We start from the raw sequence: 14,438 nt of genomic DNA on the forward strand, positions 1-14,438 counted from the left end.
CTGCCTTAAAGACGGTCTTGCGGATGCGGGGCGCTCCGGGATTTCCCCCTGTTGCTCGGACGATCACCTGCATCCCGCCTGCGTGACCAACGCTGAGTCGGCCCTCGTTCCATGCCCCCGGAACGAGGGCCTTTCTTGTTTGGGGCGTCCGACGGCGCTAGGTACGCCCGCGTGAAGATCGCCTCCTGGAACATCAATTCGGTGCGGTTCCGCATCGACATCGTCGAACGCTTCCTGCGGGAGGCGGCCCCCGACATATTGTGCCTGCAGGAGACCAAGGTCGTCGACCAGGACTTCCCGCACGCGGCGTTCGCGGCGCTCGGCTACGATCATCGCCTGCTCCATGGCCAGCGGATGCACCACGGCGTCGCCATCCTGTCCAAGGTGCCGATCGTCGAGGACGACCGGCTCGACTGGCAGGCGAACCAGGAGGCGCGGCATATCGGCGTCGCGCTGCCGAACGGCGTGCGGCTGGAGAATGTGTACGTCCCGGCGGGCGGCGACGTGCCCGATCGCGAGGCGAACCCGAAATTCGGGCAGAAGCTCGACTTCCTGGAGCGGATGACCCGCTGGTCGAAGGGGCTGGCCGGGCCGACGATCCTGGTTGGCGACTTCAACATCGCGCCGCTGGAATGCGATGTGTGGAGCCACAAGCAACTGCTGGGCGTGGTCAGCCACACGCCGGTCGAGGTGGCGGCGCTCGACCGGCTCCAGGCGGCCGGCCGCTGGGTCGATCTGGGCCGGCATTTCCATCCCGCGCCGGGCCGGCTGCACACCTGGTGGAGCTACCGCGCCAAGGACTGGGCGGCGTCGGATCGCGGCCGCCGGCTCGACCATCAATGGGCGACCGCCGACGTCGCCGCGCAGGCCGTGTCGCACCGGGTGTTCGAGGATTGCCGCAGCTGGCTGAAACCGTCCGACCATATCCCGATCATGACCGAGTTCGCCTGGTGAGCGACCCCCGCGCGGCCGCGCGCGCGATCGACTCGCTGCGGCGCGGCTGGCCGATCGCGATCGACGGCCTCCCCCTCCTGTCGGTCGAGACGGGGGATGCGGACAGCGTCGGGGCGTTCGGACCCGCCCTGCCGGTGCTGATCTCGGCCGGCCGCGCCGCGACGCTGAAGCTGGCCAACCAGCTGGCGGCGGCCGATCCCGATGCGCCGGTGCTGGTCGAGGCCGCGCCCTGGCTGGACCGCGCGGCGGCGGTGGCGCTCGCCGATCCGCAGTTCGACCTGGCGACGCCGCTGAAGGGACCGTTCCGCGCCATCCCGCTGGACCAGCCCCAGGCCGCCGGCGCCGCGCTGCGGCTGGCGCGAATCGCGGGACTGCTGCCCGCCTTCTTCGTCGGTACGCCGGACGCGGGCGTGGAGCTGGCGATCACCGCCGCCGATATCGTGGCGCACCAGAGCGCCGCGCCGCTGCGCATCGCCACCCGCGCGCGCCTGCCGGTGGCGGGGGCGGAGGATGCGGAGATCGTCGCCTTCCGCTCGCCCGATTCGGGGGACGAGCATGTCGCGCTGCTGATCGGCCAGCCCGATGGCCGCGCGCCGCTGATCCGCCTGCACAGCGAATGCCTGACCGGCGACGTGCTCGGCAGCCTGAAATGCGATTGCGGGCCGCAGCTTCATGCCGCGATCCGCGCGATCCAGGCCCATGGCTGGGGCATCCTGCTCTATCTGCGGCAGGAGGGGCGCGGCATCGGCCTCGTCAACAAGCTGCGCGCCTATCAGTTGCAGGATCAGGGATTTGATACCGTCGACGCGAACACGCGGCTGGGCTTCGCGGTCGATGCGCGCGATTTCGGCGTGGCGGCGCGGATGCTCGACCTGCTCGGGCAGCACGTGGTGCGGCTCCTGACCAACAATCCCGCCAAGGTCGCCGGGCTGGAGGCGGCGGGCATCACCGTCGCCGAACGGGTGCCGCACCAGCTGCCGCCCAATCCGCACAATGCGCGCTACCTGGCGACCAAGCGGGATCGGACGGGGCACCAGTTGTAGGTCGCGCGACGACGCGAAAAGGCGTTCACGCGGAGGCGCGGAGGCGCGGAGGCGCGGAGCGTCGCATGGAAGAACGGTTCGACCGAATCGCGGTCGAATCCATCGTCCAGAGGGGAAGGAACGGCTGCGCCGGGCGAATCTCCCTCCGCGTCTCCGCGCCTCCGCGTAAACCCCTGCCGCCGGCCCTAGAGCCGCAGGAGTCCACAGCCACCCACGCCGTCGCGTGCCGCCCCGGCCCCTGCCTCCGCAAGGGCCGGCTCACCGCTCAGCGCGTCCAGACGTACGGGCCGACCACCGTGCCGACGAAGCCGCCCGCCGCCTTGGTGCTGAGAAAGCGCGCATCGACGTCCCGGGCCAGCGTCGCCGTCCGGCCCGCCACCGCATAGTCGAAGGCCAGGGTGGCGCCATCGGCGCGGATGGTCAGCGTCACCGGGCCGGCGCCGGTCAGCGGCGCGGTGGCGACCTGACGTTCCTCGCCGCCATTGGCGGTCTTGTCGCGGGTGACCAGCGCCAGCATCGGCCGCCCGCCGACTCGGGTAATGCCGAAGAACGCATAGTTGCGGTCGCTTTGCAGCGCCGCCAGCCCGGCGCGTTCGCCGTCCCGGGTCGGCGTGAAGCGCACGGTGGTCGACATGGTCGCGCGGCCATGCTGCTGCCGCCGGCCGACGAACGCCGGCACGCCCGACTGGTCGCCGAGCGGCGCGCCGCCCGACAGGATCAGTTCGCCTCCGGCGACGCGGGCGAAGGGCCGCGCCGGGATGCGCAGCCCGATCCAGCGCATGTCGAGCCGGTCGCCGGCGAATTCGTCGACATAGGCGAAGTCGCCGCTGGTCGGCACCGCTGCCCGCCCCTGGGGCAGGTCCGGTCGGGACGCGGCATAGGGGATGGCGGTCCGGTGCGGCAGGATGATCGGCCAGCCATCCCGCCAGGTGACCGGCAGCAGGAAGGTCTCGCGACCGATATTGTAGTAATCGCCCTCATAGGGTCGCACCGCCAGGAAGGTCGCCCACCAGTCGCCCTTGGGCGTCTGGACCAACTGGGCATGGCCGGCGGAGGTGATCGGGTCGGGCCGGCTCTCCGGCAGGTCGCGCTGGGTCAGGATCGGGTTGCCCGCGAAGGGCTGATAGGGGCCGCGCAGGTCCTTCGACCGGAACACGACCTGGGAGTGGTTGACGCTGGTGCCGCCCTCCGCCGCCGTCAGATAGTAATAGCCGTCCTTCCTGAAGATATGCGGCCCCTCGATCCAGACCGGCTTGGCGCTGAGGTCGACGCCGCCATTGACGAGCTGGGTGCTCTCGCCGACCATCTGCCCTTTGCGCCAGTCATATTCCTGGATCCAGATCGCGCGGTGCCCCTCGTAGCGGGGCGGCTCGGCGGGGGCGCGGTTGTTGACGATATAGGCGCGGTCGCCCTCCCAGTAGATCGACGGGTCGATCCCCTCGAACGGCAGCCAGATCGGGTCGGACCAGGGGCCCGCCGGGTTGCGCGCGGTGATGATGAAGTTGCCTTTGCACCGGACGCAGGTGTTGACGATGTAGAAGGTGCCGTCGTGCCACGAGATGGCCGGCGCGAACACCGCCTCCGACGCGCCGCGACCGCTGAAGTCGAGCTGGCCCGGCCGGTCGATCGCATTGCCGATCTGGGTCCAGTGGACCAGGTCCTTCGAATGCCAGACCGGGATGCCGGGGAAATGCGCGAACGAGGAATTGACCAGGTAGTAATCCTCGCCGACCCGCGTCACCGACGGATCGGGATAATAGCCCGACAGGACCGGGTTGCGATAGTCGCCCGGCCCAGCCTGCACCCGCTCCAGCGCCTGCCCGTCATAGGCGAAGCGGGTGAAATGCGCCGGCTCGCCGGCCATGGCCGCCCCCGCCGTCATCAGCGCCATCGCGGCCGGCACCGCGCCCGATCCGATCTTCATGCCCGTCTCCTCCCAGATCCTCCCCGTCTTCCACGCCGGCGGAGGCCTGACGGGAAGAAGCGCGGGATGGTCAGCCTATGTTCGTCAGCGCAGCAGCCGGGCATTGGCCCAGACGGCGGGCGCGGGGTCATCCGCCGAGCCGCCGGCGGCGCGCGTGACCAGCTCGATGATCCGGACGCCCGACACGTCCGCCGTCAGCGGCCGCGCCGCCGCGCCGAAGGCGACACCGTCGGTGCTGGCGAGCAGCCGGCCGTCGCCATAGATCGCGAACCGCAGCGTCCCCCGCGCCTGCGCGGCGGCATCGTCCATGCCCACCTCGGCGGCGAAGCGGCGGAAGCCGGCGTTGCGCACCTCCAGCCGCGATCCCGCCAGCACGCCCAGGCCGGTATCATAATCGGTCCCGCCGACGCGCAGCACCTGGCCATAGACCGCGCGGTCGGCACGCGATCCGCCCCAGCCGCTATACTGGACATGCTCGCCCGGCCCCTTGGTGCCCGACCAGGCGGTGACCGAATGATGGATGGTCGGATCGGCGCGACGCGCGACGACGCCGTCCACCGCCGGATTGACCCGTCCAGGCTGCTCCGACAGGTACAGCCCTTCGCCCAAGCGACGCGAACCGCTGGCCCGGAAGATCAGCACCTGATGCGGGGCCAGGTCGAAATCCCGCTTGGCGGTGAAGCCGATCTGCGCCTTGGTCCACAGATCGGTCAGCGTGATCGCGGCATCGTCGCGGAACTTCAACTGGCTGGCGTTCAGCGTCACCTTGGCGGGCACCGCGCTGCGGTTGAACAGCGCCACGCCCTTGCTGCCGTCCGCCAGCGTCTTGACCAGGAACTGCACGTCGTCGCTGTCATAGGCGATCACCGCCTGGTTGCCCGCCGGGTCCTGGTTGAGCGCGATGATGTCGGCGTTGCCGAAGATCGCCTGCAACCCCGGCGTCAGCTTGCGCAGGTCGTAGCCGATCACCAGCGGCGAATTGATCATCGCCCAGAGCGCGAAATGCGCCTTGGCCTCGGTCGGATGCGCTTCGTCGAAGTCGCCCTGGCCGACGAACAGCATGTCGGCGTCGTTCCACGAACCGGGATGCGCATAGAGTTCGCGCCGCGATGCCGTGTCGAAATTGGTCAGCATCCGCCCCCAGTGCGGCGTGATGTCGTCGCTGGTGCGCGAAATGTTGCCGAGGTCCTTGCCCCAGGCGCGCACATCGGCCGATCCCCACAGGCACAGCGACAGCAGGTAATCGCCGCCCGGCCGCTCCCGCTCCAGCGCATCGGCGACCGAGGTGTAGAGCGCGCGCACCGCCGCCACGTCGGTCCGCCCGATCGACTGCATGTCGACCAGCGGCGTGAAGGCGCGGTACAGGCCGGAGCGGACGCGCGGATTGTCGGCCGGCAGGCCCCGGATGCCGCAGCCATCAACCTTGATCAGGTCGAAGCCCCATTCGGTGAAGAACAGGCGGATGTCCTGGTCGACATGGCCGTACAGGCCGATCTCGCGCTCGGCGACGCTGCCCTCGGGCTGGTTCTTGAAATCGGCGGTGTAGATCTGTCCGCAACTGTTGCGGCCCATGTCGGAATAGATGCCCGCCTTCAGCCCCATGGCGTGGAGCCGGTCGGTCAGCGGACGGAAGCTGGTGTCGTCGGCCTGCCCGCCCTTCACCCGGGCGGAGGGGAATTGCGCGGTGCGGATCACCAGCCGCCCGTCGCGCGTGCGCCGCTTCAGCCACCAGCCGTCGTCGATATTGACGCGGCCGTAGCCCGCCTTGGCGAGCCCGCTCGACACCAGGGTCTGCGCCGATCCGAGGATCTTGGCCTCGTCGATATCGCTGTTGAACGCGTTCCAGCTGTTCCAGCCCATCGGCGGCACCGGCGCCTGGCCCCCCGCATTGGCGGTCCAGCGACCGGTGGGGTCGAGCGGATCGGCCCCCGCCGCGCCGGGCACTGCCGCCTGTGCGAGCAGCGCGGCGATCAGCGGCAGCAGGCGTGCGCCACGGCGTCCGGAACGGGGCATGTCTCTCTCCCTGTCGGTGATCGGTGCGGCCATGACCTGGCTCTTGGTATCGCTACCGCGTATTTGTCAGACCGAAGTCTGTCAACGATGGCGATTCGGGTGGCGAAGGCCCGGACGATCGCTGGGAACATGCCAGACGGTTGAAAACGGAGGGGATTGGACGATGCGGCGACCTGCCATGCTGGCCCTGGGGGCCACTCTGACGCTGGCCCTTCTCGCGACGGGCTCGGCCGCGCAGACCGGTCCCGCCCCGACCGGCTGGACCGCCGACAATGGCGACGGCACATTCACCAACCCGCTGTTCTTCGACGAATTCTCGGACCCCGACCTGATCCGGGTCGGTGATGACTTCTATCTGACTGGCACGACGATGCACGCCATGCCAGGCCTGCCGGTGCTGCATTCGCGCGACCTGGTGAACTGGACCTTCCAGAGCTACGCGATGGACCGGCTCGACCTCGGCCCCGCCTACCGGCTGGAGGGCGGTCGGAACGTCTATGGCAAGGGCATCTGGGCGCCCAGCTTCCGCTACCGCGACGGCACCTTCTACATCTTCAGCAACCTGAATGGCCAGACGACGCAGATGTTCACCGCGCGCTCCCCCAAGGGCCCGTGGACGCGCACCGCGATGAAGCGCAGCTTCCACGACCTGTCGGTGCTGTTCGACGATGATGGCAGGGCCTGGGTGATCTGGGGCTATCAGGACATCCATCTGGCGGAGCTGGATGCCGGCCTGACCGACATCGTGCCGGGCAGCGAGCGGATCATCATCGCCAAGGGGGCGGGGATGGGCGAGGGATCGCATCTCTACAAGATCGACGGCCGCTATTACATCACCAGCGCCGAATGGTCCGGCCCGTTCCGGATGCCGGCCGCGCGCGCCGACCGCATCACCGGCCCCTGGGAGGTCAACCGCGCGATCAGCCGCGACGAGGATTTCGGCGAGACGGCGGGTTATCGCGTCGCCGGCAAGACGCCGCCCTTCCGCCTGACCCCGCCCGACCCCGCCTCGCGCGGCGGCCTGTCGCTGCACCAGGGCGGCATCGTCCAAACGCCGGCCGGCGAATGGTGGGGATGGTCGATGTTCGAGGGCAATTCGGTCGGCCGGCTGACCGCCCTGTCGCCGGTGACGTGGCGGGACGGCTGGCCCTGGTTCGGCCTGCCCGGCAATCTGGGGCGTACCCCCCGCACCTGGGTGAAGCCGAAGCTGCCGGTCCAGCCGATCGTCGCACCCTATCGGCGCAGCGACCCCTTCGACGCCGCCGTGCTGCAACCGATCTGGCAGTGGAACCATGTCCCCGATGACGGCCACTGGTCGCTCTCCGCCCGGCCGGGCGCGCTGCGCCTGACCGCGCTGTCCGCCACGGACTTCCTGCAAGCGCGCAACACGCTAACCCAGCGCGCGGTGGGGCCGGTATCGGTGGCGACGGTCGAGATCGACGGCGCGGGGCTGAAGCCGGGCGACGTCGCCGGGCTGGCGCTGCTCAACCGGCCCTATGCCTGGCTGGGGCTGGCGCGGGACGCCGATGGCCTGACGCTGCTGCTGCGCGACGAACAGACCGCCGCGCCGATCCGCCGGCCGATCGCCACGCCGCATCTCTGGTTGCAGGTCGCGGCCGATTTCCGGTCGGAGCAGGCGCAGTATCGCTGGTCGACCGACGGCCGCCACTTCACCGACCTGGGCGCGCCGGTGACCATGGCCTATCAGCTCCTGACCTTCCAGGGCGTCCGCTACGGCCTGTTCGCCTACAACCGCGACGGGCGGACCGGCGGCGTGGCGGATATGCTCGACTTCACCGTTGCCGAGCCGCTGGCGGAAAGCCGCCCCGCCATCCCCTATGACCGGACGATCCGCCTGCGCCCGGTCGGCGCGCGGGCGGCCGGCGAAAGCTTCCGCGTCGTCAAGCTCGGACTGGGTCGCGTCGCGCTGGTGCGCGGCGACCGGGCGCTGACCGTGGCGACGGACGGCAGCGCGCGTCTCGCCCGGCGCGCGGACGGGCCGGCGCAGAGCTTCCAGTGGATGGAGTCCTTGAGCGGCGGAGCGATGCTGATGTCGCTCGCCACCCATCGTTATCTTCGGCCGACCGGCGACGGCGGCTGGCGGGCGGACAGTCCGGGCGCGACAGCCGACAATCGCGATGGCAGCCGGCTGGACTGGCAATAGGGTCGCGGGGGGCGCGAACCGGTATATCCGCCCCTACCCTCCCGGCGAAAGCCGGGACCCAGTTCGGGAACGCCGCTTGTCCATCTCCATCGTTCCGTGCCTGGACCCCGGCCTCCGCCGGGGTGGAAGAGAGGGGCACCGGCCCTTTATCGCCTGGGAAAGACCAGCGTCTCGCTGAAGAAGGGCAGCACCTGGTCCTGGATGCGGAAGGCGACGTTGCTGGTGTGCGTGCCCGGATAGACGGCGTAGCGGTGCGCGATGCCATAACGGTCGAGCGCGGCGTGCAGCTTGGCCGCATCGTCCTTCAACCCGTCCTGGTCGCCGACATCCAGGCCGATCCCCCGATAGCGGCGCAGATTGCCGGCATATTGGTCGATCATCGCCAGCGGCGCATTGGCGGTCCAGCGCGCCAGCACGTCGGGCTGCACCTGGCCGTCCTTGACCGGCAGGTCGAGATAGAGCGGCGGCGCCTTGGGATTGGGCGACCAGGCGGCGGCGCTGGCGAGCTGGGCGCGCTCGCCCCAGCCGAGTGTCGCCGCGTCGCCGGGCGAGCGCAGCGCGCGCAGCTTCGCCTCGACCGCGGGATCGGCGGCGAAGGTCTCGCGCGGCGACAGGCAGCAGGGGCTGAGCATGTAGAGCGCGCCGAACACCTCGGGATATTTCATCCCGATCCGCGTCGTGCCGTATCCCCCCATCGAATGGCCGGCCAGGCCGCGACTCTCGCGCGTCGGGACCGTGCGGTAATGGCCGTCGATGTAGCGAACCAGGTCGCGCGCGATGAACGTCTCGAAATCGCCCGTGGTCACCGAGCGCGAGTACATCGAGCCGTTATGCACCGTCTTCGAATCGGGCAGCACCAGGATCATCGGCTTCACGCCGCGTGCGAAGGCACCTTCCACCGTCTGGGGGACGTGGATTTCCGCCATCCATTGTTCCGCGCCGATCGAATAGCCGTGCAGCGCGTAGACGACCGGGTAGCGGCGGCTGCGGTCGGCGGCATAGCCGGGCGGCAGGATGACGATCACGTCGCGGTCCGCCGAATCGCCCTCCAGGCTGCCCTCGATGCTGGGGGCGTGGACCTTGATCCGCTCGATCGTCACCGGCTTGGCGCCGGCCACCACCGGCGGCGCGTTGGTGCCGACCTGCGCCGCGCCGGGCGTCGCCAGGCCGAGCCCCAGCAGCATCCCCGCCCATAGCGCCCGCGCCCCGCCACGCCTGTTCACCCTTTGCATCTTCGTCCCTCCTGTCTGGTTGATTTCACTTATTTGTCTGTCAAGTCGTCAGCCCCGCAGCAGCCGCATGACCAGGGCGCGGATCCGCCCGTAATTGACCGGTTTCAACGGCCCGAGCAGCCCGTGCCGCTCGGCCGGCAGGTGCGCCAGCGGATGGCCGTCGGGGCGGAAGACATAATGGTCGAACCAGGCGCGCCAGCTCTCGCGTTCCGGTGCCGGACGTTCGCTGAGCGCGATCATCGCCAGCAGCATCGCCGCCTGGGGCTGGTCGGAGCCGCTGGCGAAGCCGTCCCACCAGAAATTGACCAGCAGATTGTACGGATCGAGCGCCTCCACCCGGTGCCACCAGAGCTTGGGCAGGTAGAGCGCGTCACCCGCCGCCAGCTCCACCGTGATCGCTTGGTCGCGTACGCGCTCGAACCGGGGATAGCGCGGGTCGCCGGGGGCGCTGCCATCCGCCAGGCTGATCGGTTGCCCGGCCAAAGTATGGTCGATCGGCCCGACATAAAGATCGCCGATCGCTGCGGGCGGATAGAGGGTGAAACGCCGCCGCCCCGCGACGACGCAGGCGACATTGTCGAACAGGTCGTAATGGCAGGCGACCGCGGTGGCATGGCCCAGCCAGATGCGCGGCGATACGCCCGCCGGCACGACGGCGAGGCCATGGTCCGCGACCAGCCCCGGCAGATACTGATCGATCGACAAGGAGCCGACATAGAGCGTCGGCTGCCCGTCCGCGCCGGCGGTGGCGAGGATGCGATCGATCGCGGCGCGATAGGGCAGCGTCTCGCGCGTGAAGTTGAACCCGTCCGCCCCCTCGCCATAATGATAGCGGCCGGCGATCGCGGGCGGGCCGACGAACATCTCCGCCGCGCGCCCGGCGTCGTGCGATCGCAGGCAGGCGGACAGTGTGGCGGCGCTCCGCCCGGCCGCCACCAGCGGCCAGTGCGCCGCCGCGCCGCGCAGCACGACGGGCCGCCCTGCCGCCATCACCTGCTGGCGGAAGCTCTCCGCATCCGGGAAATCGGCCGCGTCCAGGCTGGCCAGCGGCGCGCTCATCCGCCGAGACCGGCCGCCAGCCGCGCGTTGCGCCGCGCCGCCAGCGTACGCAAATGCCCGACCGACTGCGCCTGGGTATAGGCGAGGTGCAGCGTGCCGTCGCGGAACAGCGCCAGCACCTCGGCATCGGGCAGTTCGTGCAGCGCGTCCAGGCTGATGGTGTACAGCCCGTCCAGCACCAACCGCTCGCCATCGTCGAAATGGAGCGTGACGTCGATCGGCTCGATCAGCGTCAGCGCCAGCAGCCGGGCGACCAGCCGCTCCGTCTCGGGCAGCCCGGCCTGCAACTGCCCGAGCGCGCGGCGGATGCGCTGGAAGGTGGGCGTGGCCTCGCCGCCCGCATCGAACAGGGGCTGGCCACCACCGGCGAAGACCGGATCGTCGCGGCGGATGACGATCTCGCCCTCGACGAGGAAGAAGCCGTGCCGCTCCAGATCGGCGGGCCGATAACCGGTCAGCAGCCCGTCCTCGCCGGTGCACAGATTCTCGCCCGGCTTCACCCCCAGGATCGCGCCCGCGAAAAAGGCGCCGGTCTCCGGATGCTTGGTGAACAGGATGGGATAATGCAGCGCCGCCGCCGCGAATTCGCTCGGCACCAGCTGGACGAAATGCCGCTGCGATTCGAGCGTCCGCGCCACGGTCAATTCGGCATGACGCTCCGTCTCCAGCCGCTCCCATTGTTCCATCGACACCCTCTCCCCTCGCCGGTCCCGCTTGTGCGGATGCTGCGCAGCATGAGCGATTTCAACGCGATAACAAAGCCCTTGCCGTCTCGACTTGTCGGACTATAGTGCCGACTCATGTGAGCGATACCAAAATCGCCTTTCGGCCTCTGCCGAGTAGGATTTCGGTCAACGACAACGCTCCGATGATACCGCTCTCGTACCGATCACAGACCGGGCGGGGCATGAACAAGGCAGGGAGAGGGTGATGGCGACTTCATTCCATGGAACCACGACGCGGGGCGGCAAGCGCTCCGCTTGGCTGATGACCGGGGCGAGCAGCCTCCTGGCGATCGCGCTGGCGATGCCGGCGCAGGCGCAGACCCAGACGCCGACGCAGACCGACCTTCAGAACACTGTCACGCCCGGCGCCGCCGCGCCGCAGCCGGCGGTGCCCGTCACCGCCAACGAGACCAGCGCCGCCCAGGCGGGCAGCCCCCAGGACGCGGCCACCGCGCAGGACGTGTCGCAGGGCAATTCGGTCGAGGCGGGCGATCCCGACATCGTCGTCGTCGGCCTGCGCGGCTCGCTCCAGCGCAACCTCGACCTGAAGCGTGAATCCTCGGGCGTGGTCGACGTGATCTCCGCCGAGGATATCGGCAAGTTCCCGGATTCGAACGTCGCCGCCTCGCTCCAGCGCCTGCCGGGCGTGTCGATCCAGCGTTCCGGCTCGCGCGGCGAGCCGACCGGCATCACGGTGCGCGGCTTCGGCGGCGACTTCAACACCACCCTTTATGACGGCCGGCGCATCGCCACCGGCACCGGCGGTCGCCAGATCGACTTCAGCACCGTCGGCGTCGACTTCATCGGTCAGCTGTCCGTGCTGAAGACGCCCGACGTGTCGCTGGCGTCCAGCTCGATCGGCGCGACGGTCAACATCGCCTTCCCCAATCCGTTCGACCATCCCGGCTTCCGCGCCGCCGCCACCGCCTCCGGCTCGGTGCAGGACCGCGCCGGCCGCGTCGTGCCGACCGGCGGCCTGCTGATCAGCAGCACCAACGAAGCCGAAACCTTCGGCGTCTTGGCCGACGTGATCTATACCCGCCGCGACACCGACACCAACCGCGTCTATGTGTCGGGCTGGCCGGGCGGCAATTACGCGCCCTGTCAGCTGGCGGGCAGCACCGGCACCTGCACGCCGACCAGCAACACGCAATCGGCCGCCTATGCCAATCCGGCCAACCGCCAGAACCTGCCCGGCTGGTTCCCGCAGCAATACGGCGCCGAGCAGCAGCGGGTGAAGGACGAGCGCGTCGATGCGCGCGTCTCGCTGCAATATCACCCGTCCGACGACCTGATGCTGACGCTCGACAATAATTTCTCGCGTCAGAACATCACCCAGAACAATTACGCCTTTGGCGTCTGGTTCAACCAGGGCGACCTGCGCAACGTGACGCTCGACGCCAACGGCACCGCCACCGACTTCACCCAGGCGAACACGCCGACCGACTTCACCGCCGCGCTCAACAAGCAGATCCTCCAGACCAACCAGACCGGCCTCAACGTCAAGTATGACGCGACCGAGAATCTGACGCTGGAAGGCGACGTCGCCTATGCCAAGAGCTGGCTGAACCCCGGCGACGTGATCGGCAGCGCCAATGGCGATATCGGCTATGGCAATCGCCTCGGCAACGTCCTGCGCTTCACGGTCGACGGCGCCAGCAACAAGGCGTTCCCGACGATCAGCAACTTCGGGCCCGCCGGCGACGAATCGCGTTGGGCGGACCAGTCGCTGATCGGCTCGCACGTCACCGTCAACCAGACGCAGCACAATACCGACGAGTTGGTCCAGTTCCGCGGCAACGCCACCTGGAAGCAGGACGACCTGACGCTGAAGGCCGGCGGCCAATATTATCAGGACACGTTCAACTTCCGCAACCAGAGCACCTTCACCAACAATTTCTGGCAGGCCTATGCCGGCTACGGCGCGCCGTCGGGCGGCACGTCGGGCATTTCGCCGCTGCCCGCCAATCTGTACCAGGGCTCGATCAGCCTCGACAACTTCATCCCCGGCTTCAACGGCAGCCTGCCGCCGTCGGTGTTCGTGTTCGACCCGATCGCGTACCAGAATTTCCTGACCAGCCAGGGCAATCCCTCGGCGACGCGGGTGCCGGGCTTCAACTATGGCAACGTCAACGGCTTCACCGGCACGTTCGACGAGGCGGTCGATCCGGGCAGCATCCTGCGCGTGCGCGAGCGGACCTGGTCGCTCTATGCCAGCGCCAATTTCAAGACCGAGGTCGGCGGCCTGCCGCTGACGATCAATGCCGGTATCCGCAACGAGACGACCAACCTGGTCTCGACCGGTCAGGGTCGCCTGCCGCTGGTCCTGGTGACCAGCGCGGCCGATCCAACGCTGCTCAGCATCCCCAACTATACGCAGGTGCAGCCGCAGACCGCGCGCAACTCCTATTCCTACCTGCTGCCCAGCATGGATGCGAAGCTGGAGCTGACCGACAATCTGATCCTGCGCATCGATGCGTCGCGGACGCTGACCCGGCCGACGCTCAACCTGCTCAACCCGGTGCTGAACGTCGGCAACGGCCAGCGGATCGGCGCGCTCAACGCCAGCGGCGGCAATGCCAACCTCAAGCCCTATCTGGCCGACAATTTCGACCTGGGCGCGGAATGGTATTATCGTCGCAACTCGTACCTGGCGGTCAATTTCTTCCTGAAGAACGTCAGCAACTTCATCGTCGGCGGCGTCACCCGCCAGGCGATCAACGGCGTGGTCGACCCGACCACCGGACAGCTCGCCTCCTTCGCGGTGTCGCAGCAGGTCAACGGGCCGGATGCGACGGTGCGCGGCGTCGAGCTCGCCTGGCAGCAGGTGTTTGGCGACACCGGCTTCGGCTTCCAGGCCAACGCCACCTTCGTCGACACCAACCGCCCCTATGACGACAAGAACATCAGCCAGACGGGCTTCGCGGTCACCGGCCTCGCCAATTCGGCGAACTTCGTCGGCTTCTATGACAAGAACGGCTTCCAGATCCGCGCCGCGCTCAACTGGCGCGACGAATATCTGGCGCAGTTCGGGCAGAACCAGAATACCGGCTCGTTCGGCGCGGAGCCGACCTTCGTCAACCAGAGCTTCCAGGTCGACCTGACCAGCAGCTTCGACGTGACGAAGAACTTCAGCGTGTTCGGCGAGGCGCTCAACCTCAACAAGAACAAGCAGAGCACGCACGGCCGCTATTCCAACCAGCTGCTCGACGTGTTCGATTACGGCCGCCGCTTCACGCTGGGCGCGCGCTACCGCTTCTGACCCTCTCCCCTGACGCGGGGATGTCGACCCCTACCGGTTGACATCCCCGCGCTTTTTTCCTG

General features: G+C 68.9%; 9 protein-coding genes. 4 read left to right on the forward strand and 5 right to left on the reverse strand.

What is annotated here, in order from left to right:
• Nucleotides 1–171 precede the first annotated feature (171 nt).
• Both GGQ96_RS11500 and ribA read left to right on the forward strand, forming a co-directional pair.
• Nucleotides 172–954, forward strand: a complete 783-nt coding sequence (locus GGQ96_RS11500) for an exodeoxyribonuclease III (protein ID WP_184114729.1) — start codon at nt 172–174, stop codon at nt 952–954.
• A complete protein-coding gene (ribA, locus tag GGQ96_RS11505) occupies nt 951–1,997 on the forward strand; it encodes a GTP cyclohydrolase II (protein WP_343059019.1) in 1,047 nt (348 codons plus the stop codon). The genes GGQ96_RS11500 and ribA overlap by 4 nt, the downstream gene beginning before the upstream one ends.
• Before the next feature lie 265 nt (nt 1,998–2,262).
• Here ribA and GGQ96_RS11510 read toward each other — a convergent pair whose 3' ends face one another.
• Nucleotides 2,263–3,921 (reverse strand): glycoside hydrolase family 43 protein, encoded by a 1,659-nt coding sequence (locus tag GGQ96_RS11510; RefSeq protein WP_184114732.1) that lies wholly within the window; start codon nt 3,919–3,921, stop codon nt 2,263–2,265.
• A gap of 84 nt (nt 3,922–4,005) precedes the next feature.
• Nucleotides 4,006–5,934 carry an NPCBM/NEW2 domain-containing protein gene (locus tag GGQ96_RS11515; protein WP_184114734.1) on the reverse strand — a complete coding sequence of 643 codons (1,929 nt, stop codon included), beginning with the start codon at nt 5,932–5,934 and terminating at the stop codon, nt 4,006–4,008.
• Between the two features lie 163 nt (nt 5,935–6,097).
• On the opposite strand from GGQ96_RS11515, the gene GGQ96_RS11520 reads away from it, so the two are divergent.
• Nucleotides 6,098–8,098, forward strand: coding sequence for a glycoside hydrolase family 43 protein (locus tag GGQ96_RS11520; RefSeq protein WP_221239924.1), 2,001 nt, complete (start codon nt 6,098–6,100; stop codon nt 8,096–8,098).
• 146 nt (nt 8,099–8,244) lie between these two features.
• Here the strand turns inward: GGQ96_RS11520 and GGQ96_RS11525 are convergent, their stop codons facing one another.
• Genes GGQ96_RS11525 through GGQ96_RS11535 form a run of 3 tightly spaced genes read right to left on the reverse strand, consistent with a single transcriptional unit; the run spans nt 8,245 to nt 11,075 of the window.
• Nucleotides 8,245–9,330, reverse strand: a complete 1,086-nt coding sequence (locus GGQ96_RS11525; RefSeq protein ID WP_184114736.1) for an alpha/beta hydrolase — start codon at nt 9,328–9,330, stop codon at nt 8,245–8,247.
• Between the two features lie 48 nt (nt 9,331–9,378).
• Nucleotides 9,379–10,389, reverse strand: a complete 1,011-nt coding sequence (locus GGQ96_RS11530) for a cupin-like domain-containing protein (RefSeq protein ID WP_184114738.1) — start codon at nt 10,387–10,389, stop codon at nt 9,379–9,381.
• The gene (locus tag GGQ96_RS11535) at nt 10,386–11,075 is read right to left on the reverse strand and encodes a SapC family protein (RefSeq protein ID WP_184115122.1); all 690 of its coding nucleotides are present in this window, start codon (nt 11,073–11,075) and stop codon (nt 10,386–10,388) included. The genes GGQ96_RS11530 and GGQ96_RS11535 overlap by 4 nt, the downstream gene beginning before the upstream one ends.
• Before the next feature lie 244 nt (nt 11,076–11,319).
• Between GGQ96_RS11535 and GGQ96_RS11540 the strand changes: the two genes are divergently transcribed.
• Nucleotides 11,320–14,376 (forward strand): TonB-dependent receptor, encoded by a 3,057-nt coding sequence (locus tag GGQ96_RS11540; RefSeq protein WP_221239925.1) that lies wholly within the window; start codon nt 11,320–11,322, stop codon nt 14,374–14,376.
• Nucleotides 14,377–14,438 lie beyond the last annotated feature (62 nt).

The sequence above is a fragment of the Sphingomonas abaci genome (assembly GCF_014199625.1).
In the GTDB taxonomy this organism is placed as follows: Bacteria; Pseudomonadota; Alphaproteobacteria; order Sphingomonadales; family Sphingomonadaceae; genus Sphingomonas; species Sphingomonas abaci.

Excerpts from the sequence above, each read along its gene's own strand:
- GGQ96_RS11510 (WP_184114732.1), bottom strand. The coding sequence starts at position 3,921 with ATGAAGATCGGATCGGGCGCGGTGCCGGCCGCGATGGCGCTGATGACG.
- GGQ96_RS11515 (WP_184114734.1), bottom strand. The coding sequence starts at position 5,934 with ATGCCCCGTTCCGGACGCCGTGGCGCACGCCTGCTGCCGCTGATCGCC.
- GGQ96_RS11520 (WP_221239924.1), top strand. The coding sequence starts at position 6,098 with ATGCGGCGACCTGCCATGCTGGCCCTGGGGGCCACTCTGACGCTGGCC.
- GGQ96_RS11525 (WP_184114736.1), bottom strand. The coding sequence starts at position 9,330 with ATGCAAAGGGTGAACAGGCGTGGCGGGGCGCGGGCGCTATGGGCGGGG.
- GGQ96_RS11530 (WP_184114738.1), bottom strand. The coding sequence starts at position 10,389 with ATGAGCGCGCCGCTGGCCAGCCTGGACGCGGCCGATTTCCCGGATGCG.
- GGQ96_RS11535 (WP_184115122.1), bottom strand. The coding sequence starts at position 11,075 with ATGGAACAATGGGAGCGGCTGGAGACGGAGCGTCATGCCGAATTGACC.
- GGQ96_RS11540 (WP_221239925.1), top strand. The coding sequence starts at position 11,320 with ATGGCGACTTCATTCCATGGAACCACGACGCGGGGCGGCAAGCGCTCC.